The organism is Mycobacterium sp. NTMscope_MAC_12, from assembly GCF_976985675.1.
In genome coordinates, this window is the sequence record NZ_CDRJYY010000001.1 from 2,929,752 (window position 1) to 2,953,000 (window position 23,249).

8 protein-coding genes are annotated in these 23,249 nt (G+C 70.7%); 1 reads left to right on the forward strand and 7 read right to left on the reverse strand.

Annotation, left to right across the window (positions count from 1 at the left end):
• Positions 1–32 precede the first annotated feature (32 nt).
• The gene (locus AC0KS4_RS13500) at positions 33–1,859 is read left to right on the forward strand and encodes an ABC-F family ATP-binding cassette domain-containing protein (protein ID WP_238956115.1); all 1,827 of its coding nucleotides are present in this window, start codon (positions 33–35) and stop codon (positions 1,857–1,859) included.
• A 205-nt stretch (positions 1,860–2,064) separates the two neighbouring features.
• On the opposite strand, the gene AC0KS4_RS13505 is transcribed toward AC0KS4_RS13500, so the two are convergent.
• The 7 genes from AC0KS4_RS13505 to argH all read right to left on the reverse strand — a co-directional run bounded on the left by AC0KS4_RS13505 (position 2,065) and on the right by argH (position 23,232).
• Entirely contained in the window at positions 2,065–3,327 is a 1,263-nt protein-coding gene (locus AC0KS4_RS13505; RefSeq protein WP_238956116.1) for an HNH endonuclease signature motif containing protein, read from the reverse strand.
• Between the two features lie 57 nt (positions 3,328–3,384).
• Complete coding sequence (locus AC0KS4_RS13510; protein ID WP_238956117.1) at positions 3,385–4,446, reverse strand: type III polyketide synthase; 1,062 nt, start codon at positions 4,444–4,446, stop codon at positions 3,385–3,387.
• A 160-nt stretch (positions 4,447–4,606) separates the two neighbouring features.
• A complete protein-coding gene (locus AC0KS4_RS13515) occupies positions 4,607–7,714 on the reverse strand; it encodes a type I polyketide synthase (protein WP_238956118.1) in 3,108 nt (1,035 codons plus the stop codon).
• Between the two features lie 2 nt (positions 7,715–7,716).
• The gene (locus tag AC0KS4_RS13520) at positions 7,717–14,130 is read right to left on the reverse strand and encodes a type I polyketide synthase (protein WP_238956119.1); all 6,414 of its coding nucleotides are present in this window, start codon (positions 14,128–14,130) and stop codon (positions 7,717–7,719) included.
• On the reverse strand, positions 14,111–20,503 hold the full coding sequence (locus tag AC0KS4_RS13525; RefSeq protein WP_238956120.1) for a type I polyketide synthase: 6,393 nt from the start codon (positions 20,501–20,503) through the stop codon (positions 14,111–14,113). The genes AC0KS4_RS13520 and AC0KS4_RS13525 overlap by 20 nt, the downstream gene beginning before the upstream one ends.
• 125 nt (positions 20,504–20,628) lie before the next feature.
• Positions 20,629–21,690, reverse strand: a complete 1,062-nt coding sequence (locus AC0KS4_RS13530) for a type III polyketide synthase (RefSeq protein WP_225327525.1) — start codon at positions 21,688–21,690, stop codon at positions 20,629–20,631.
• A 111-nt stretch (positions 21,691–21,801) separates the two neighbouring features.
• Positions 21,802–23,232: an argininosuccinate lyase gene (argH, locus tag AC0KS4_RS13535; protein WP_238956121.1), complete on the reverse strand. Its 1,431-nt coding sequence runs from the start codon at positions 23,230–23,232 to the stop codon at positions 21,802–21,804.
• Positions 23,233–23,249: the final 17 nt, after the last annotated feature.

Below are 23,249 nucleotides of genomic sequence, written 5' to 3' on the forward strand. Positions count from 1 at the left end.
GGACGCGCCAGTAGGCCAGTAGGGTCGGGCCAGTGGCGCACCTACTCGGAGCCGAGGCCGTACACCTCGAATACCCGACCCAGGTGGTGTTCGAGTCGATCACGCTCGGGGTCAACGACGGCGCGCGGATCGGCATCGTCGGGCGCAACGGCGACGGCAAGTCCACCCTGCTGCGCCTGCTCACCGGCCAACAACAGCCCGACTCCGGCCGGGTCACCCGGCGCAGCGGGCTGCGGGTCGGCGCGCTGAGCCAAGCCGACACCCTGGGCCCGGACCACACGGTGGGCTGGACTCTGGTCGGCGACGCCCCCGAACACCAGTGGGCCGGTGACCCGCGGGTCCGCGACGTGGTCGCCGGGCTCGTCTCCGACATCGCCTGGGAGGCAACGGTTTCCACGCTGTCCGGCGGCCAGCGCCGGCGGGTGCAGCTGGCCAGGTTGCTGGTGGGCGAATGGGACGTCATCGCGCTCGACGAGCCCACCAACCACCTGGACATCGAGGGAATCACCTGGCTGGCCACCCACCTGAGGGGGCGCTGGGCGCGCAACACCGGCGGGCTGCTGCTGGTCACCCACGACCGTTGGTTCCTCGACGAGGTCGCCACCACGACGTGGGAGGTGCACGACGGGATCGTCGAGCCGTTCGACGGCGGGTACGCGGCCTATGCGCTGCAACGCGTCGAGCGGGACCGAATGGCCGCCGTCGCCGAAGCCAAGCGGCAGAACCTGATGCGCAAGGAACTGGCGTGGCTGCGTCGCGGCGCCCCGGCGCGGACCTCGAAGCCCAAGTTCCGGATCGAGGCCGCCAACCAGCTGATCGCCGACGTGCCCCCGCTGCGCAACAACGTCGAGTTGGCCAAGCTGGCCACCGCGCGGCTCGGCAAGGACGTGATCGATCTGCTCGACGTGTCGGTCGCGTTTGGCGGCCGCCCGGTGCTGCGCGACATCGAGTGGCGGATCGCCCCGGGCGAGCGCACCGGCATCGTCGGGGCCAACGGCGCCGGGAAATCGACCCTGCTGGGACTGATCGACGGCACCATCACGCCCGACACGGGACGCGTCAAACGCGGCAAGACGGTGCGGCTGGCGGTGCTCGACCAGCAGGGCGACGCGCTGGCCGCGGTCGACGGCGACCGGATCGCCGACGTGCTGGGCCGGCTGCCCGGCGGCTACCAGGTCGACGGCCGTGAGGTCACCCCGGCCCAGCTGTTGGAGCGGCTCGGCTTCGGGCGCGGCCACCTGTCCGCCCGCGTGGCGGACCTCTCCGGCGGCGAGCGGCGGCGGCTGCAGCTGATGCTCACGCTGCTGTCCGAGCCCAACGTCTTGCTGCTCGACGAGCCGACCAACGACGTGGACACCGACACGCTGGCCGCCATGGAGGATCTGCTCGACTCCTGGGCGGGCACGCTGATCGTCGTCTCGCACGACCGCTACCTGCTGGAGCGGGTCACCGATCAGCAGTACGCGGTGCTCGACGGCCGGTTGCGGCACCTGCCCGGCGGCATCGACGAATACCTGCGGCTGGCCGAGCGGCGGGCGGACGGGGCGGCCATCGAAGAGCCGCGGCCGTCGCGGCCGTCGGTGGCGTCGCAGGGGTCGGTGGCGTCGCAGCCGTCGCAGGCGTCGCGGCCGTCGATGTCCGGTGCCCAGCGCCGCGCCGCCGAGAAGGAGATGGCGGCCGCCGATCGCCAGCTGGCGCGGCTGGCGGACCGGATCAAGGACAAACACGACGAACTCGCCGCCCACGACCAGTCCGACCACGTCGGCGTCACCCGGCTCACCCAGGAGCTGCGCGCGCTCGAAGACGAGGTCGCCGCGACCGAGGGCCGCTGGCTGGAGCTCTCCGAATTGCTCGAATAGCCGTGAGCGGCAACAGTTTTCGGGGGACGGGTCAAGGCGCAACGAACACCGGCCATGGCGGTGCGGATTGGCCGAGACGGATAATGTTAACGAATCCCTTGATACGCCAACGTGTTTGAGCTTTCGGCGCATTGGCCGGTGGCGACCGGTACCACGAACCGGGTTAGTTGTTGGTCGGTGGTGGTTGGGGTTGGAAGGGGTCATATCACCACCAGTCGGCGCGCTCGCCGGTCGGTCCCGGACACGGCGCCACCGCGGGCGGGGGCCCGGTGGGTGCTCGCGCCAACGATCCCGGGCTCAGGATTCGGCCGGTGTCGTCGGTCACGGTCAGGGCGGCCGCGGGTCCGGTGATGGTGATGACACCCCGATGATGCAACCGGTGGTGATACGGGCAGACCAGCACCAGGTTGGCCAACTCCGTGGGGCCACCGTCTTCCCAGTGCCACAGGTGATGGGCGTGCAAGCCCCGGGTGGCCCCACAGCCAGGCACCGCGCACGTGCGGTCGCGGTATTCCAGCGCGCGGCGAAGCCGCCGGTTGATCACCCGCGTCGCCCGCCCGGCACCAATAACCCGCCCGTCACGCTCGAACCACACCTCACAGGTGGCATCACAGGTCAGGAAGCGCCGTTCGGCATCGGAGAGCAACGGACCCAAATGCAGGGCCGCCACGCGCCGCTCGACGTCGAGGTGGGCCACCACGGTGGTGTGCTGCCCGTGGGGCCGGCGGGTGGCCTCGGCGTCCCACCCGGCCTCGACCAGACGCATCAACGCCTCGACCGTACTCGGCAACGGGGGCCGCTGATCCGAACCGCCCGCCTCCTCGCCGTGGTCGTGTTTCCACTCGGCGATCAGCGCCTCACGATGCGAGGCCAACGCGGCGTCGAACTTCGCGGCATCCAAGTGGCCAAGGGTGATCCGATAACAGGCGCCCCACTCCGTGCTAGTTGAGGTGATCGAACGCTCGCGCTCGGGGGCGGGCCGTGGTTCGGACTCGGACTCGGACTCGGACTCTGACTCTGACTCGGACCGAGGTTCAGGTTCGGGTCGCGGTTCCAGCTTGACCGCGGTACGCAACTGATTGACCGTGGCGACCGCGGCCAGCTGCGCGTAATGCTCATCAGATCCCTGCCCGCCGCGCGTCGCAATCACCCCGACCTGATCGGCCGACAACCGACCCTCCCGCAGACCCTGAACACAGCGCGGAAACTCCTGCAGCCGACTCGCAATGGCGCTCAGCGTGTGCGCGTTTGCCGACGAACAACCCAGCTTCCAGGCCACCAACGCCGGCACCGAGCGCGCCCCGGTCACCCCACACAATTGGTCACGATCAATCTCGGCCACGATCTCCACAATGCGCCCATCAATCGCATTGCGCTGACCGCTCAACTCCGCCAACTCCTCGAACAACACCTCAAGACGGTCACTCGCAGTGACCACCACGGCGTCAGCGCATGCGGTCGACAACATGACGTCATCATCGCAGCCACCACCGACAAAACCGGGCCATCCACGGAAGTAACGCGCTCAGTGCCAGCGCAGCAGCACCAGTTCGGACCCGAAGCCCGGGCCCGTCGCGATCATCACCCCGGGGCTTCCGCCGGGCGGTGGCTTGGCGATGGTGTCCCGCAGGATATGCAGCACCGACGCCGACGACAGGTTGGCGATTTCGCCGAGCGAGCGCCAGGTCAGCTCGTGCGCTTCGGGCGGCAGCTGGAGGCACTTGGCGATGGTGGTGATGACTTTGGGGCCGCCGGGGTGCGTCACCCACGCGGCGATGTCGTCCTTGGTCAGCTGATGCGCGGCAAGGAACCGGCCCACGTCGTCGGCCAGGTAGCGGTCGATGACGGTGGGCAGTTCGGGAGACATCACCAGCTGGATCCCCGCCGAGCCGACGTTCCAGCCCATGATGTGCAGCGATTCGGGGTACAGCCGGCTGCGCGAATCGAGGATGTCGGGCCCGGCCGAACTCAGCTGCTCGGCGCGACGGTCACCGACGGCGACCACCGCGGCGGCGCCATCGCCGAACATCGCCGTCCCGACCAGCCCCGACACGGTCGGCCTGACCGCGGGGAAGGTCAGCGAGCACAGCTCGACCGACACCAGGGCGGCGACGCCGTCGGGCGCGCCGCGCAGGTAATCGTGCAGCCTGCCGACCCCCGCCGCCCCACCGGCGCAGCCCAGCCCGAACAGCGGCACCCGGCGCACGTCCGGGCGCAGGCCGAGGCGCCCGACGATCCGGGCGTCGAGCGACGGCACCGCGACGCCGGTGACGGTCGTGGTGACGATCGTGTCGATGTCGTGCGGGGTCAGCCCGGCCTCGTCGAGGGCGCCCAGCAGCGCGTCGCAGCCCAGGTCCACGGCCTTGTCGATGAAGATCTCGTTGGCCTCACCGAAGTCGGTCAGCGCGTGGTACCGCTCGAGCGGCAGCACGAAGTGGCGGCTGTTGACCTTGGCGGCGGCGTGCAGGCGCCGCACGACCTCCTCGTGTTCCTTCAGCGCGGGGAACTCGACGATCTGGTCGGTGATTTCGCCTTGGCTGTAGCGGTGCGGCGGCAAAGCGCCGAACACACCCGCGATGACGCTCATGCTCTACTCTCTTGATTGCCAACCAGCTGGAATACGATTCCGCTTAATGCCGGAAGTTTATGCGGTCGATTGGGGTCTCGCAAAAGTTTCGGGTATTCAACACATGTGTCATTAAATCCGCGTCGTGTGCGCGTAATCATGTCCGGCAGCGGGGAATTCGTCATTCGATATCTTCGTCATCCGCCGAATTGAGCGCCATGGCGATTAAATCGTCCGGGCTCAAAGAGTCGATGTCGTCGCCACCACCACGTGGGTCATTTGCGTCGCCGACGGGTGTTTGCGACATGCCGGCGAGTAATAGGAGTTTGTCGAGCAATCCCGTTCTGCGAAGCTCACGCACCGGAATCTTCTTCAGCGCGGACCATAGTTTTTCGTCGTCCGATTCCTCGCGATCATCATGGAGCAGTTGCCGGCGGAGATGATCGGCCAGCGCGGCCGGGGTCGGGTAATCGAAGATCAGCGTTCGTGACAACGCCGTGCCGGTATGCGTGGTGAGGCGGTTGCGCAGTTCGACCCCGATCAGCGAGTCGAATCCGAGGTCGCCGAACGCGCGGTCGTGGTCGATGGCGTGCCCACCCGGATGTCCCAGCACGGCCGCCGCGTGCTCGCACACCAATTCGACCAGCACGCGCTGCTGTTCGTCGCGCGGCAGTGCATGCAGCTGCTGGGCCAAGTCGGGTGAGCGTGTGACGGCGGCGGCCGGCGTCGCCCCCGCCTCGCCTGCCGGCCCTGGCCCGGCCCCCAGCCAAAACCTTTCTCGCGCAAAGCCATACGTCGGCAGCTCGACTCGCCGGGCGTTCAGGCCGGCGAAGACGCCCGCCCAGTCGACGCCGATGCCGCGGGTGAACAATTGTCCGGCCGCGCCCAGGATTGATTCGGTCTCGGGGCGGTCCTTGGGCATGGTCGCCAGTGCCGCCGCCCGTTCGGTGCTCAGCGACTGGTCGACCGCGGCCGTCAACGCCGCACCCGGACCCAGCTCCACAAAAGTCGCGGCACCGGCCGCCTCGGCGGCGCGCACCCCCTCGAAGAAGCGCACCGGCTGCCGCACATGCTCCGTCCAGTACTGCGCCGACCCATATTCGGCGTCGGCCAGCAGCCCGGTCAGGTTCGACACCAACCCGATTCGCGGGCGTCGCGGTTCGATACCGGCCGCCACGGCGGAAAACTCGTCGAGCATGGGCTCCATCAGTGGCGAATGAAACGCGTGGGAGACCGCCAACCGGTGCACGCGCCGACCCGATTGCGCCAGCCGGTCCGCCAGCGCCGCAACCGGTGTCTGCTCACCGGAAAGCACCACCGAATGCGGCCCGTTGACCGCCGCGATGCTCACCCCGCCGTCCATCAAGGCGGCCACCTCGGCCTCGCCGGCGCCGACGGCCACCATCACCCCGCCAGCCGGCAGCCGCGCCATCAACCGGCCGCGGGCCGCCACCAGCCGCGCCGCGTCCGGCAGCGACAGCACGCCGGCCACACACGCCGCGGCGATCTCCCCCACCGAATGTCCCATCACCACATCCGGTGTGACACCGAAGGATTGCCACAGCCCCGCCAGCGCGATCCCCAGCACGAACAACGCCGGCTGGGCAAACTCCGTGCTCTGCAACAACTCCGGATCAGCGCCCCACATCACCTCGCGCAGCGGCAGCCGCACGTGCCCGTCGACCGCCGCGGCGGCCTCATCGAAAGCGCGGGCGAACACCTCGAAGCGGTCGTAGAGTTGGCGTCCCATCCCGACCCACTGCGAACCCTGGCCCGGAAAGACGAACACGGTCTTGCCCGGCGACGTGACCCGACCCACCGACACACCCGAATGTGACTCCCCCGCCGCCAGCGCCGCCAATCCCGTTGCCAGCCCGTCATGATCGCCGCCGACCACGACCGCGCGGTGCTCGAAGGACGTCCGGGTGCTGACCAACGACCAGGCCACGTCGAGGGCGGTGAGGTCGGCTCGCTCGGTCACGTAGGCCGACAACCGCTGCGCCTGATTGGTCAGCGCGCGTTCGGAGCGGGCCGACAGCACCCACGGCACCGCGTGGTCTGAGCCCGGGCGCGGCGTATCCGGTTGGGCGGGGGGTTGTTCCACGATAAGGTGCGCGTTGGTGCCGCCCATCCCGAAAGAGGACACCCCGGCCCGCCGCGGGTGGTCGCTCGACGGCCACGGCACCGGCGCGGTATTGACGTGCAGCCCAAAGCGATTCAGGTCCGTCTCGGGATCTGCACCGGCGTGGTTGAGACTCGCCGGAATGGTCGAATGGCCAATCGCCAGGACGGCCTTGAGCAGGCCCGCCACCCCCGCGGCGCCACCGGCGTGGCCGATGTTGGTCTTCACCGATCCCACAAGCACCGGATCGTGTGCGCGCTCACCGAAAACCTCACCGAGCGCCTGCGCTTCGACCGCGTCACCGACCCTGGTTCCCGTGCCGTGGGCTTCCACATAGTCGATGTCTGCCGCCTCGAGGCCGGCGTCGCCGAGCGCGCGGCGGATCACCTCGGCCTCGCCGCGCGCCGACGGCACTGTCTGGCCGGCCGAGCTGTGTCCGGCGTTGGCGACGGCGCTGCCCCGAATGACGGCGTGGATGCGATCGCGGTCGTGAAGGGCCGCCGGCAACGGCTTCAGCAGCACCAGTCCCGCGCCTTCGCCCCGCACGTACCCGTCGGCGCGGCGATCGAAGGCGTAGGTGTGGCCCGACACCGACACGGCACCGAATTCCCGTTCCAGCATGGCGATTTCGTCGGCAAGGTTGAGGTGGACGCCGCCCGCGATGGCCAGCGACGATTGCCCGGTGCGCACGCTTTCGCAGCCGAGGTGCACCGCGACCAGGGACGACGACTGGCCGGAGTCGACGGTCATGCTGGGTCCCCGCAGCCCGAAGGCATAGGAGATCCTGTTGGCGATCATCGCCCGGCTGATGCCGGCGAACGTGTGGTGGTCGAGGTTGTCGGCGAGGTCGCGCAGCGTCAGGGCGGCGTAGTCATCCGTCATCGCCCCGAGGTACACCGAGACCTGCTCTGTCCGCAGCGTGCCTGGCACGATGAACGCGTTCTCGAACAGCTCCCAGGTCAATTCGAGGGCCAAACGTTGCCTCGGGTCCATCGCGCAGGCCTCGCGCGGCGACAGGTGGAAGAAGTCGGCATCGAATTGCTCTGCCTCCCCGGCGAACTGGGTGTTTTCCCGACCGTCGCGGATGAGCCGCCACAAGGAGTCGGGGCCGGCCGCTCCGGGGAACTTGCACGCCAGCCCGATGATCGCTACATCTGTCGAGGGCAAGGTCAGGGGCCGACTTCGTCGTCGAGGATCGCAAAGAGTTGGCTCTCGGTGGCGGTGGCGAGATCGTCGTCGAACGGGTCCTCGGGGTGGTCCGGCAGCGCCGCCGGCGCTGGAGCGGTCGCTGTCGCCAGCAGACCTTCGAGCCTTGTGACGAGCTGCGCTCGGTCGCCCGCGCTCAGCCCGGGCTGGCTGAGCAGGGTGTGCAGCTCCCGCGCAATGTCGTTGAACCGGGCCATGCGATCGGGCGGGATGACCGGGCCGGCTACGGAGTTGGTGGCCAGCTCCGTTCCGAGGTGCTCGGCCAGGGCGGCCGGCGTCGGGTGATCGAAGATCAGCGTGGGCGAAAGGGTAAGCCCCGTCGCGATTTTGAGCCGGTTTCGCAGTTCGACGGCGGTCAGCGAATCGAAGCCGAGGTCAGCGAAGGCGTCGTCGGCGTTGACCTCCGCGCCGGTGTGCCCCAATACCGTGGCCGCGTTGCCGCAGACCAGTTCCACCAATTCTGCTTGTCGCTGTTCGGGACTCATGCCGTCCAACCGCGCCCGCAGGCCCGTCAGGGACACCATGTCGGTGTGCTCCAGGACCCGGCGGGCCGGGCGGGTGGCCAACTGGCTCAGCAGCGGCGGCAGCGTGGCGCTGTGCTGAGCCAGCGCGCCCCGGTCGAGGCGGGTGCCCACCACCATGGGCTGCTCGCCGAGCAGCGCGGCGTCCAGCAGCTCCAGCGCTTGCCGAGTGGTCAACGCGCTCAGGCCGGCCCGGCTCATCCTGGCCCGGTCGACCTCACCGAGGTGGTGTGTCATCGCCGATGGCTCTTCCCACATCCCCCACGCCACCGACAACCCCGACAGTCCCCGAGCGCGCCGATGGGCCGCCAGCGCGTCGAGGAAGCTGTTGGCCGCCGCATAGTTGCCCTGACCCGGCGCACCCACGATGCCGGCCATGGACGAAAAGGCCACGAACGCTGACAAATCCAGTTCTTTGGTCAGCTCGTGGAGGTTCCAGGCGCCGTCGACCTTGGCGCGCAACACCGTATCGACCCGCGCGGGCGTCAATGACGCGATGACCGCGTCGTCGATCACCCCGGCGGCGTGGAACACCGACCGCAGCGGGCACTGCGAGGGCACCTGCGCCAGCACGGCCGCCAGCGCGTCCCGGTCGCCGACGTCGCAGGCGACCACCGACACCGAGGCCCCCGCGTCGCGCAATTCGCCGGCCAGCTCGGCCATTCCGGCCGCCCGCTCCCCGCTGCGGCTGACCAGCATCACGTGAGGCACCCGGTGCCGCTCGACGAGGTGACGGGCCACGGCCGCACCCGCCATGCCGGTGCCGCCGGTGATGAGCGCGGTCCCGCCCGCCAGCCCCGCGGGCCCGTCCGGCATGGTGAGCACCACCTTGCCGATGTGGCGAGCCTGGCTCACAAAGCGATAGGCGTCGGCGGCGCAGCGTGCGTCAAAAGCCTTGACCGGCAACGGCGCCAAGACCCCACTGGCGAACAACCCCATCAACTCGGCCAGCATCTCCGCGATGCGATCCGGGCCGGCCTCCATCAGGTCGAAGGCGCGGTACCCCACGCCGGGGTGGGCGTGCGCGACGACATCCGGATCACGCAGATCGGTCTTGCCCATCTCGATGAAACGACCGCCGGGGCCCAAGAGCCGCAACGATGCATCGTTGAATTCGCCGGCCAGGGAGTTGAGCACCACGTCGAAGCCCCCGGCGCCCACCGCGGCGCGGAACTTCTGCTCGAAGTCCAGCGTCCGCGAATCCGCGATGTGCGCGTCGTCGAATCCCATGGCGCGCAGCGTGTCCCATTTGCCGCGACTCGCCGTCGCGAATACCTCCGCACCCCAATGCCGGGCCAGCTGCACCGCGGCCATGCCCACCCCGCCGGTGGCCGCGTGCACCAGCACTCGTTGGCCCGCCCGCAGCCCGGCCAGCACCGACAGCCCGTAATACGCGGTCAGAAACACCACCGGCACGCCCGCGGCCTGGGCCATCGACCAGCCCCGAGGCGCCCGCGTCACCAGTCGGCGATCGACGGCCGCTTCCGAGCCCGCCAGCCCGAATATCCCCATCACCGCGTCACCCACGGCCACATCGGTGACGCCGGAACCGACTTCGGTCACGACGCCGGCGCCCTCGGCGCCCAACTGCGCGGCACCGGGATACATGCCCAGCGCCACCAGCACATCCCGGAAATTCACCCCGGCCGCGGCCACCTTCACCCGCACCTGACCGGCTTCCAAGTTCGCCGGCGGATACTCCTGCACCGCCAGATCCTCCAGCGTCCCGGCATCGCCGGCGGCCAGCCGCCACACCGACGGCGGCTCGGGTAACCGCAACAGCGCCCGCTGGCCGGCCGGCTTCAGCCGGGCGCTGTGGGCAACGCCGTCGCGCACCACCAATTGCGGTTCGCCGCAACCGATCACCGCCGCGACGTCCAGCGATCCATCGGTGTCGACCAGCACGATGCGGCCCGGGTGCTCAGCCTGCGCCGAGCGCACCAGCCCCCAGACCGCCGCGCCGGCCAGGTCGGGGACGTCGTCAGCCGACAGGGTCACCGCCCCGCGGGTCTGCACCACCAGGACCCCGGCGTCGTCGCCGGACAGCCAGGATTGCAGGACGCCCAGCGTCTCGTGGGTGGCCGTGTACACCGAGGCGACCGAGGCGCCGGGCGGCGGCTCCCATACCGTGACCTTCTCGCCAACGCTATTGCCCGGGAGAGCAACCGGCGACCACACCACGTCCAGGAGCTCGCCGCTGCCGGAGCGCGCCGCCACCGCGGCCGTCAACTGCTCGGCCGACACTGCGCGTGTCACCAGCTCCCGCACCGACAGCACCGGCAGGCCCGACGCGTCGGCCAGATCGACCGACACGGCGCCAATGCCGACGGGCGCCAGCCGCACCCGGACCCGCGACGCTCCGGCGGCGTACAGGCTCACGCCCTGCCAGGAGAACGGCAACACCGCCTCGATCCGCTCGTCGGCCACCCCGAGCGCGTGCAACGCCGCGTCCAGGACCACCGGATGGATGCCGAAGCCACCGGTCGCGACTCCCGCGTGCTGCGGGAGTTCGACCTCGGCGAAAGTCTCGGTCCCACGCCGCCACACGGCCCGCAGCCCCTGAAACGCCGGGCCGTACCCGTAGCCCCGGGCCGCCAGGTCGTCGTACGCGCCGGCCACGTCCACCGCGTCCGCACCGGCCGGCGGCCACACCGACAGATCCGTCGCCGGGGCGGCGCCGCCGTCGCGCAACACGCCTTCGGCATGCAACGTCCAATCCGATTGCGCGACACGTGAATACACGGAGATTGCCCGCGCCCTCGTGTCGCCGGGGGCGTCCACCACCACCTGAAGCTGCACGACGCCGCCCGCCGGCACCGACGGAACCACCAGTGGCGCCGACAGCGTCAGCTCCTCGATCACCGAGCAGCCGACCTCGTCACCGGCCCGCAACGCCAGCTCCACGAAGCCCGCCCCGGCAAACAGCACGGTGCCGCCCACCGCGTGGTCGGCCAGCCAGGGCTGAGCCGCCGTCGACAGCCGCCCGGTCAACACCACGCCGCCGGAATCCGGCCGGTCCACCACCGCACCCAGCAGCGCGTGCTCGGCCTCGGCCAGGCCCAGGCTGGCGATGTTCGCCGACCCCACCGAATCGCTCGAGAGCCAAAACCGGCGCCGCACAAAGGCATACGTCGGCAACGCGATCCGGCGGGCGTTCAGCCCGGTGAATGACGCGGACCAGTCCACGTCCGAACCGGTCGCGAACAGCTGGCCGGCCGCCGACAGCAGCGAGTCGACCTCGGGGCGGCCCTTGGCCATCGACACCACCGACATCGCGCGGTCGGTCGTCACGGACTGGTCGACCGCGGCCGTCAACGCCGCGCCGGGGCCGACCTCCAGAAACACGCCGGCGCCCAGCGATTCGGCCAGCTGCACGCCGTCGACGAACCGCACCGGCCGGCGCACGTGGTCGACCCAGTACGCGACCGACCCATAGTCGGGGCCGGCCAGTTGCCCGGTCAGGTTGGACACCAACGCGATCCGCGGCTCGCGGGCCGACATGCCGGCCGCCACCGCGGAGAAGTCCCTCATCATGGGTTCCATCAGCGGCGAGTGGAACGCGTGCGAGACCGCCAGCTGCCGCACCCGGGCGCCGCCGTCCGCCAGGCGGTCCGCGACGGCCTTCACCGCCGACTCCGATCCCGAAAGCACCAGCGATTGCGGGCCGTTGACCGCCGCGATGCCGACGTCAGCGTTCAGCAGGGGCGCCACGTCGGCCTCGGTGGCGGTCACGGCCATCATCACCCCACCGGGCGGCAGCTGCGCCATCAATCGGCCCCGGGCGGCCACCAGTCGTGCCGCATCGGGCAGCGAGAGCGCGCCGGCGACGCAGGCCGCGGCGATCTCCCCCACCGAGTGGCCGATCACCACATCTGGCGTGACGCCGAAAGATTCCCACAGCGCGGCCAACGCGATCTCCAGCACGAACAGCGCCGGCTGGGCAAATTCGGTGCTCTGCAACAACTCCGCGTCGGCGCCCCACATCACCTCGCGCAACGGCAGCCGGGAATGGCCGTCCACCGCCGCCACGGCCTCGTCAAAGGCCCGGGCGAACACCGGAAATCGTGCGTACAAGGCGGCACCCATGCCCAGCCACTGCGAACCCTGACCGGGAAACACGAACACCCGCTTGCCCACCGAGCGGGTGCGCCCGGTGATCGCGCCCGGGACCGGCGCCCCGGACGCCAGCCCCGTCAGCCCCGCCATCAAGCCCGCCCGATCGGCGCCGATCAGCACCGCGCGGTGCTCGAACGGCGCCCGGGTGGTCGCCAACGACCAGCCCACGTCCACCGCGGGCGCACCCGGGTCGGCGCCCAGGTGGTCCAGCAGGCGTTGGGCCTGACCGGTCAGCGCGTCGGGCGACCGGGCCGAAACCACCCACGGCACAATCGGATTCGAGTCGTCGCGCGGGGCCTCGCCGTCCGGCTCCGGTCCGGGGTCGGCGGGGGCCTGCTCGACGATCACGTGCGCGTTGGTGCCGCTGATCCCGAAGGAGGAGACGCCCGCCCGCCGCGGCCCGCCGTGATCCGGCCACGGCCGCGGCTCGGTCAGCAGCGACACCGCGCCGGCCGACCAATCCACGTGCGGCGACGGGGCATCCACGTGCAGCGTCTGGGGCATCACCCCGTGCCGCATCGCCTGGATCATCTTGATCACCCCGGCCACTCCCGCCGCGGCCGAGGTGTGGCCGATGTTGGATTTGATCGATCCCAGCCACAGCGGCCGGTCCGCCGGGCGGTCCTGCCCGTACGTCGCGAGCAGCGCCTGCGCCTCGATGGGGTCGCCGAGCACCGTCCCGGTCCCGTGCCCCTCCACGACGTCCACGTCCGCCGCCGTCAACCCGGCGCTGGCCAACGCAGCCCGGATGACCCGTTGCTGCGACGGCCCGTTGGGTGCGGTCAGGCCGTTGGACGCGCCGTCCTGGTTCACCGCCGTGCCCCGCAACAGCGCCAAGACCGGATGTCCGAGGCGCCGCGCATCGGCCAGCCGCTCCAGCACCAGCACGCCCGCGCCTTCCGACCACGAAGTCCCGTCCGCCGCACCGGCATACACCTTGCAGCGACCATCGGGGGCCAACGCCCGTTGCCGGCTGAACTCGACGAACGCCGCGGGGGTCGCCATGACGGTGACGCCACCGGCCAGCGCCAGGTCGCATTCCCCGGACCGCAACGACTGCGCGGCCAGATGCATGGAGACCAACGAGGACGAGCACGCGGTGTCCACCGACACCGCCGGCCCTTCCAGCCCCAACACGTACGACACCCGGCCCGAGGTGACGCTCAGGGTCGAGCCGGTGAGGCCGTAGCCCTCCAGCTCGCCCTTCACCTCGCCTCCATATCCGGCGTGGATGACGCCCGCGAAGACTCCGGTCGCCGTGCCGCGCAGCGCGAAGGGGTCAATTCCCGCGCGCTCCAACGCCTCCCAGCAGATTTCCAGCATCATCCTTTGCTGCGGATCCATGGCGAGCGCCTCGCTGGGCCCGATGCCGAAGAATCCGGCGTCGAATTCACCTGCGTCCTGCAGGAAGCTGCCGTGGCGGGTGTACATCTTGCCTTTGGCGTCCGGATCCGGGTCGTAGAGGCCCTCGACGTCCCAGCCGCGATCGAGCGGAAAGTCCGATACCGTGTCCCGGCCCTCGACGACCAGCTCCCACAGGGCTTCCGGCGTGTCCACCCCACCGGCGTAGCGGCAGGCCATGCCCACCACCGCCACCGGCTCGGACAGCCGGCCTTCCAGTTCCGCGACGCGCCGCCGGGTCCGCCTGAGATCCGCCGTGAGGCGTTTCAGGTAGTCGACGTGCTGCGCGGTGCCCGGCATCGTCGCTCCCGGCGGGGGGTCAGCGGCCGAGTTCGTCATCGAGGATCGCAAAGAGTTGGCTTTCGGTGGCGGCTTCGAGGTCATCGTCGAGGGGTTCGGAGTCGGGCGGGTCGCCCGGCGCAATGGCGCTGAGCAGCGTGTGGATGCGGGCCCGCAGCGCCGAGCGCTCGTCGGCACTCCAGTTGGGCGCGCCCAGCAGCGCCTGCAGTTCGCGGGTGATGTCGTTGACGCGGGCCATCAGGTTCGGCTGGACGTCGGTGTCCGACCCCGCCAGTTGGGTGTCCAGGTGTCCGGCCAGCACGGTCGGTGTCGGGTAGTCGAAGATCAGGGTCGGCGAAAGGGTAAGGCCCGTGGCGTTTTTGAGGCGGTTACGCAGTTCGACGGCGGTCAGCGAATCGAAGCCGAGCTCCTGGAACGCGCGGCCGACATTGATGTCGGCCGGGTTCGACACCCCCAACACCATCGCGGCGTTGCCGCGAACGAGGTCGACCAATTCGCGCTGCCGGGCTTCGGGGCTCAGACCGTGTAGGCGCGCGCTGAGACCGGTGCCGGACGCGGCGGCGTCCGTGTCGTCGACGACGCGCCGCGCCGGGCCGGCGGCGAGTTCGCGCAACAGCGGCGGCAGCGCGGCGACGTTGTCCGACAGGGCGGCCCGGTCCAGGCCGGCGGCCACCAACACCGGCCGGTCGGCGAGCATCGCGGCGTCGAACGCCGCCAGGGCCTGCCCGGTGGACAGCGGCGCCAGCCCGATCCTGCTCATCCGCGCCTTGTCCCGGTCACCGAGGTGCGCCGTCATCGCCGAGGCCTGCTCCCACAGGCCCCAGGCCAGCGACAGGCCCGCAAGGCCGTGGGCGCGCCGGTATGAGGCCAGCCCGTCGAGGAAACTGTTGGCCGCCGCGTAGTTGGCCTGCCCCGGGGTTCCCACGATCCCGGCCATCGACGAAAACACCACGAACGCAGACAAATCCAGGTGCCGGGTGAGCTGGTGCAGGTTCCAGGCCCCGTCGACCTTGGCCCGCAGCACCGCGTCCACCCGATCCGGGGTCAGCGACGAGATCAATCCGTCGTCGAGGATCCCGGCGGCGTGGACGACACCGCGCAGCGGATACCGCGCCGGTATCCGGGCCAGCATCGCCGCCACCGCGTCAGGATCGGCGGCGTCGCAGGCCTCCACCGTCACCTCGGCGCCGGCCCGCTGCAACCCGTCCACCAATTCCGCGACCCCGGCCGCCGCCGCGCCGGCACGGCTGACCAGCACCACGTGGGCCACCCCGTAACGGTCGACGAGGTGGCGGGCCAGCGCCGAGCCGGCCATCCCGGTGCCGCCGGTGATCACGACGGTGGCCCCCGCCAGGCCGCCGCCGCACCCGCTGAGCACCTCACCGGGTCCCGACGGAACGGTGAGCGCGACCTTGCCGATGTGGCGGGCCTGGCTGACGTACCGGTAGGCCGCCGAGGCGCATCGAACGTCGAACGTCTTCTGCGGCAACGGTATTAAGACCCCGGCCGTCAACAGCCCTACGATCTCGGCCAGCATGGCCGCGGTGCGGTCGGGGCCGGCCTCCAACAGGTCGAAGGCCCGGTACTGGGCGCCCCGGTACTGGTCGGCGACGACGTGCGGGTCGCGGACGTCGGTCTTGCCCATCTCGATGAATCGCCCGCCCGCGGCCAATAGCCGCAGCGACGCGTCGGTGAACTCGCCTGCCAGGGAATTGAGCACCACATCGAAAGGCCGGTCGCCCGCCACCGCACGGAACTTCGCCTCGAACTCGAGCGTGCGCGAATCCCCGATGTGTTCGTCGTCGAATCCCATCGCGCGCAAGGTATCCCACTTGCCGCGGCTGGCGGTGACGAATACCTCCGCACCCCAGTGCCGCGCCAGTTGGACCGCGGCCATGCCCACTCCCCCGGTGGCGGTGTGCACCAATACCCGTTCCCCGGCCCGCAGCCCCGCCAGCACCGACAACCCGTACAGGGCCGTGAGGAACACCACCGGCACGCCCGCCGCCACGACCAGCGACAGCCCCTGCGGCACCGGCGTCACCAATCGCTGGTCCACCACCGCCTCGGAGCCGACGACCCCCAACAGCCCCATCACGTGATCACCGACCGCCACGCCGGTCACGTCGGGGGCGACCTCGACGACCACACCGGCGCCCTCGGCGCCCAACCGGCCGCCGCCGGGATACATCCCGAGGGCCACCAGCACATCGCGGAAGTTGACGCCGACCGCGGCCACCGCCACCCGCACCTGTCCGGCGGTCAATTCGGCTCGCGGGCAATGGCTTACGACCAGGTCCTCCAGGGTGCCCTCGCCACCGGCGTCCAGCCGCCAGCCACCAGCCGACAGGCTGACCGCGGAGTCCGCTCGCGCCGGCCGCAGCCGGGCCGCGTAGGCGACGCCCCGGCGGACCACCACTTGCGGTTCACCGCAGCCGATTACCGCGTGGGCATCCAGCGATCCATCGGAGTCGATCAGCACCATGCGGCCCGGGTGCTCGGCTTGGGCCGAGCGCACCAGGCCCCATACCGCGGCGCCGGCCAGGTCCGAAACGTCTTCCCCGGCAAGCGCGACCGCCCCGCGGGTCTGCACGGCCAGCACCCCGGCACCGTCGGCGCGCAACCACGATTGCAGCACCTCCAAGGCTTCGGTAGCCGCCGCGTGCACCGACTTCACCACGTCGCCCGCATGATCGGCCACCTCCCACAGCGTGGCCTTCGCGCCAGCGCTGTCGCCGCCCAGTGAGATCGGCGACCAGGTCACGTCGAGCAATCCCTCGGCGAGCGGACGCCGCTCGGGGGCCGCCGCGACCGTCAACTGCTCGGCGGAGACCGGGAGCATCGCCAGCGAGCCCACCGACAGCACCGGCAGCCCCGCGCCGTCCGCCAATTCCACCGAGACCGCCCCGGCGCCGGCCGGCGCGATGCGAACGCGCGCCCGCGCGGCGCCCGACGCGTGCAACGACACGCCCTGCCACGAGAACGGCAGCGCGGTCTGGTCCTGCTCGCCGGCGACACCGATCGCGTGCAGCGCGGCGTCCAACAGCACGGGATGGATGCCGAAGCCGCCTTCGGCCGCGGCGGCGTCATCGGGCACGGTGACCTCGGCGAAGATCTCGTCCCCGCGCCGCCACATCGCCCGCAATCCCCGGAATGCGCGCCCGTATTCGTAGCCGCGCTGCGCGAGCCGGGCATAGGCGTCGGAGACCTCGACCGCGGCCGCGCCGACGGGTGGCCACACCGAGAGGTCCGCGGCCGGCGTCACCACCCCCGGCCGCAACAGGCCCTCGGCATGCAACACCCACTCCGAACCCGGCTGCGCGGCATCCGAATACACCGACAGCCGCCGCTGACCCGACTCGCCGGGCGCGCCGACCACCAGTTGCACCTGCACACCGTCAGCGGCGGGCAGCACCAGCGGCGTCGACAGCGTCAACTCGTCGAGCACTCCGCAGCTGACCTCGTCACCCGCACGGATGGCCAGCTCGACGAATCCCGCACCCGGGAACAACACCGTCTCGCCCACCGCGTGATCGGCCAACCACGGGTGGGCGGCCGTCGACAAGCGGCCCGTCAGCACCACACCGCGGGAATCGGGGCGCGGCACCACCGCGCCGAGCAGCCCGTGTTCGGCGCCGTCGACGCCCAGGGTGGCGACGTCATACGATCCGGTCGACCCGCCGGGAAGCCAAAAGTGTTGCCGCACAAACCCGTATGTCGGCAGGTCGACGCGCCGGCCGCCCAGGCCGGCAAGCGCGGCACCCCAGTCCACAGCGACGCCCGCCACAAACGCCTGTCCGGCCGAGAGCCAGAAGCGGTCCAGGCCGCCGTCATCGCGGCCCAACGACGGAATCACGCAGCCCTGTTCGCTGTCGGGCATCGTCTCTTCGATGGCGGCCATCAGCACGGGGTGCGGGCTGGACTCGATGAACGACTGATAGCCCGCGTCGCACGCGCTGCGTATCGCCCGCTCGAATTGCACCGTCTGCCGGATGCTGCGGAACCAGTAGTCGGCGTCCAGTCCCGCGGTGTCCATGAGTTCACCGGTCACGGTGGAGAAGAACGCGACCGAGGACGACCGCGGCGCGATGCCGTTCAGCGCCGCGGCGAGCGGCTCCCGGATCGCGTCCACCGCAGCGGAATGCGAGGCGTAGTCGACGTCGATGCGGCGGGCGCGAATGTTGTCGGCTTCGCACCGCTGCATCAACTCGGTCAGCGCGTCCACCTCGCCGGACACCACCACCGCCGAAACACCGTTGACCGTGGCGATATTCAAGCGCTCACCCCATGCCGCGATCAGTTGCTCCGCGCGCGGCAGGCCGCAGGCCAGCGAGACCATGCCACCCCGGCCCGACAACCCCACCAGCAGCTTGCTGCGCAGCGCCACCACCCGGGCGGCGTCTTCGAGCGACAGCGCCCCCGTCACACAGGCCGCCGCGATTTCGCCCTGCGAATGGCCGATCACGGCATCGGGGGTCACACCCACCGAACGCCACAACTCGGCCAGCGACACCATGACCGCCCACAGCGCCGGCTGCACCACGTCCACCCGGTTCAGTCCGGGCGCGGCCGGCGCGCCGCGGATCACGTCGATCAGCGACCAATCGACGTGTTCGGCGAGCGCGTCAGCGCAGCGGTGCAGGTGCTCGGCGAATACCGTTGAGCTGTCCAGCAATTGGGCGCCCATACCGGGCCATTGCGATCCCTGGCCGGGGAACACGAACACCGTCTTGCCGGGCGACTGCGCCCGCCCCGCCGCGACGCCGGCGCCCTGTTCGCCGGCCGCCAATTCGGCCAGGTAGCGCAGCAGCTGCGCGCCGGTGGCGCCCACGATCACCGCGCGGTGTTCGAAGCGCGACCGCGTCGAAATCAGCGACCAGCCCACGTCGACCACCCGCAGAGCGGGGTGGGCCTTCACGTGCGCCAGCAGCCGCGCCGCCTGGTTCGACAGCGCCTCGGCCGACCTGGCCGAGAGCACCCACGGCACCACCACGTCATCGCCTGAGGGCGCGGCGCTTTCGGGCTCCGGTGCATATTGCTCCACGATGACGTGCGCATTGGTGCCGCTGATGCCGAACGACGAGACGCCCGCGCGGCGCGGCCGGTCAGGCGTCGACCAGGGGCGCGCTTCGGTCAGCAGCGACACCGCCCCGGCCGACCAGTCCACGTGCGGCGTCGGCTCATCCACGTGCAGTGTCTTGGGCATCACCCCGTGGCGGATCGCCTGCACCATCTTGATCACTCCGCCGGCGCCGGCCGCGGCCGACGTGTGACCCATGTTGGATTTGATCGACCCCAGCCACAGCGGCCGATTCGCCGGCCGGTCCTGCCCGTAGGTCGCCAGAAGTGCTTGCGCCTCAATCGGATCCCCCAGCGTGGTGCCGGTGCCGTGCCCTTCCACCAGGTCGACGTCCGCGGTGCCCAGCCGCGCGTTGGCCAGTGCCGCCCGGATCACCCGTTGCTGTGAGGGCCCGTTGGGCGTCGCCAGCCCGTTGGACGCGCCGTCCTGGTTCACCGCGGAGCCCCGCACCACCGCCAGGACCGGATGCCTCAGCCGGCGCGCGTCGGCCAGCCGCTCCAGCACGAGCACGCCGACGCCTTCGGAAAACCCGGTGCCGTCGGCCGCGCCCGCATAGGCCTTGCACCGGCCGTCGGCGGCCAGCGCCCGCTGCCGGCTGAATTCGATGAACATCGCCGGTGTGGCCATCACGGTCACGCCGCCGGCCAGCGCCAGATCGCACTCGCCGGAACGCAACGACTGCGCCGCCAGATGCAGGGCCACCAACGACGACGAACACGCCGTGTCGACCGAGACCGCCGGGCCCTCCAGCCCCAACGAGTAGGCCACCCGCCCGGATGCCACACTCAGCGTCGAGCCGCGCAGGCCGTACCGCTCCAGGTGTCCCGGCACCCGACCCTGGCCACCGTAGGAGCCGTGGAAGATCCCGGCGAACACGCCGGTCGACGAACCGCGCAGGGTGACGGGGTCAATTCCGGCCCGCTCCAACGCCTCCCACGACACCTCGAGCAGCAGGCGTTGCTGCGGGTCCATCGCCAGCGCCTCGCTGGGGGCGATCCCGAAGAAGGCGGCGTCGAAATCCCCGACCTCCGAAAGGAACCCACCACAGCGCGCATACGACTTCCCGACCGCGTCCGGATCCGCATCGAAGAGCCCGGCCAAGGCCCAGCCGCGGTCCGACGGGAACTCCGATACCACGTCGCGGCCCTCAACCACCATCTCCCACAACGCCTCTGGCGAATCGACACCACCGGGATAGCGGCATCCCATGCCGACCAGCGCGACGGGTTCGGTGGTGGCGGCAAGGTATTGGCGGTTCTCGCGCTTGAGCCGCTCGTTATCCTTCAGCGATTGGCGAAGGGCCCGGACGAGCTCTTCGGTGTTGCCGTTCATCGAACGCGGCCTTTCGTGTCACTCACAGCGCCAGTCCCCCATTGGCCCTTTCGACCCACCGCCACAAACTCGCCACCGCCCCAAAAGGGCGCCTCAGGGCAGGAATGGAAGTACACGAGCGACCATCAGTGCCAACGCAACAACACCAGTTCGGAACAGAATCCCGGTCCCATCGCGAGCATCAGGCCGGGACTTCCGCTCGGCGGCGGCTTGGCGAGGGTGTCGCGCAGCACATGCAACACCGACGCCGACGACAGATTGCCGATCTCGCCGAGCGAACGCCAGGTGAGTTCCAGGGCTTCCGGCGGCAGGCTGAGCGCGGCGTTGATCGCCTCGATGACCTTGGGGCCGCCGGGGTGGCTGACGAACGCGCCGATGTCGGTCGGGGTCAAGCCATGGCACCGGAGAAACTGGGTGACGTCGTCTTCGATGTATTGCTCGACGACGGCCGCGACGTCCTTCGACAGCACGAGCTCGAACCCGCCCGATCGCACATCGAAGCCCATGGTGCGCAGCGAATCGGGGTACAGATGACTGCGCGAATCCAGGACGCTGGGCCCGCCGGCCGCAAGGTGTTCGGCGCGCCGGTCGCCCACGGCCACCACCGCCGCGGCCCCGTCGGCGAACAGCGCGCTGCCGACCATCCCGGCCAGCGACGGCTTGTATCCGGGATAGGTCAGCGAGCACAGCTCGACCGAGACCAGGGCGGCGACGGCGTCGGGCGCACCACGCAGGTAGTCGTTCGCGCGGGCCACCCCGGCCGCCCCGGCCACGCAGCCGAGCCCGAACAGCGGCACCCGTCGCACATCGTCGCGCAGGCCGAGCCGCGCGGCGATCCGGGCGTCCACCGACGGCACCGCCAGCCCGGTGACGGTCGTCGTGATCAGCACGTCGACGTCCTGCGGCCGCAGTCCCGCCTCGTCGAGCGCGCCGGACAGCGCCTCGCAGCCGAGGTTCACGGCGTGCTCGGTGAAGATCCGGTTCGCCATGCCGAAGTCGCTCAGCGTCGGGTATTGCTCGAGCGGCAGCACCAGGTGGCGGCTGTCGACTTTGGCGCTGGCATGCAGCTGCCGGACGATGTCTTCGTAGCCCGCGAACTCGGGAATGCTGACGAAGAAGTCGGTGAGGTCGCGCTGCGAATAACGGTGCGGCGGTAGCGCACCGAACACGCCGGCGACGACGCTCATTGCCTTCCCACCCCTTGGTCACGGGGATCCGGCCCGCAAGGTTCATCCGGATCTCTTTGAGCCCGCAGTCTAGTCGGCATGGCGGCGCCGGGCGACGAAACCGATCTCATCTCAACGGCTCCCACTCGACAGGTCTTCGAGCCGTTCCTTGAGCCGTCCGGCGCTGGCCAGGACGTTTTCGATCTGCTCGGCGACCCGGACGGGCGCGGTGCCGCCCCACGCGTCCCGCGAGGCCACCGAGCCCTCGATCGTCAAAACCTCACGAACCTGCGGCGTCAGGTCACCGCTGATGGCGGCCAGCTCGTCGTCGGTCAGCTCGTCGAGCCCGACGCCGCGCTGCTCGGCGGCGCGCACGGCGGCCCCGGCGGCCTCGTGCGCGGATCGGAACGGCACCCCCTGGCGCACCAGCCATTCGGCGATATCGGTGGCCAGCGTGTACCCGGCGGGCGCGAGGGCGGCCATCCGATCGACGTCGAACGTCAGGCTGCCCACCAACCCGGCCATCGCGGGCAGCACCAGCTCCAGCTGGGCCACCGAATCGAACACCGGTTCCTTGTCTTCCTGCAGGTCACGGTTGTAGGCGAGCGGCTGGGCCTTCAGCGTGGCCAGCAGGCCGGCCAGGTTTCCGATCAGCCGCCCGGATTTGCCGCGGGCCAGCTCGGCGATGTCCGGGTTCTTCTTCTGCGGCATGATCGAGCTGCCGGTGGACCACGAATCGTGGAGGGTGACGTAGCCGAATTCGGTCGAGCTCCACAGGATGATGTCCTCGGCCAGCCGGGACAGGTCGACGCCGATCATGGCGAAGACGAACGCCGCCTCCGCGGCGAAATCCCGCGATGCGGTCGCGTCGATGGAGTTGTCGGCGGCGGCCGCAAATCCCAGCTCGGCGGCGATCGCGCCGGGGTCCAGCCCCAGCGAGGATCCGGCCAGCGCCCCGGAGCCGTACGGGGAGATCGCGGCCCGCTTGTCGAAGTCGGCGAGGCGGTCGACGTCGCGCAGCAGCGGCTGGGCGTGCGCGAGCAGGTGGTGGGCCAGCAACACCGGCTGCGCGGACTGCAGGTGGGTCTTGCCGGGCATGATGGCGTCCGGGTGGGCGGCGGCCTGGGTGGCCAGCGCGCCGACGACGTCCAGCGCCCCGGCGGCGACCCGCCGCACCGCGTCGCGCAGCCACATCCGGAACAGGGTGGCCACCTGGTCGTTGCGCGACCGGCCGGCCCGCAGCCGCCCGCCAAGGTCGGGCCCGACCCGGTCGATCAGTCCGCGTTCCAGCGCCCCGTGCACGTCCTCATCGGTGACCAGCGGCGAGAAGCTGCCGTCGGCGACGTCCTCGGCGAGCTGGTCCAGGCCGGCCAGCAGCCCGTCGCGCTGCTCCTCGGTCAACAGCCCGGCCCGGAACAGGATCACGGTGTGGGCCCGCGAGGCGACGATGTCGTAGGGGGCCAGCACCCAGTCGAAGTGGGTGGACTTGCTCAGCGCGGCCAGCGCGTCCGACGGGCCGTCGGCGAACCGCCCGCCCCACAACGACCCCTCGCGAGTGCTCATCTACCCGCTCCTCCGCC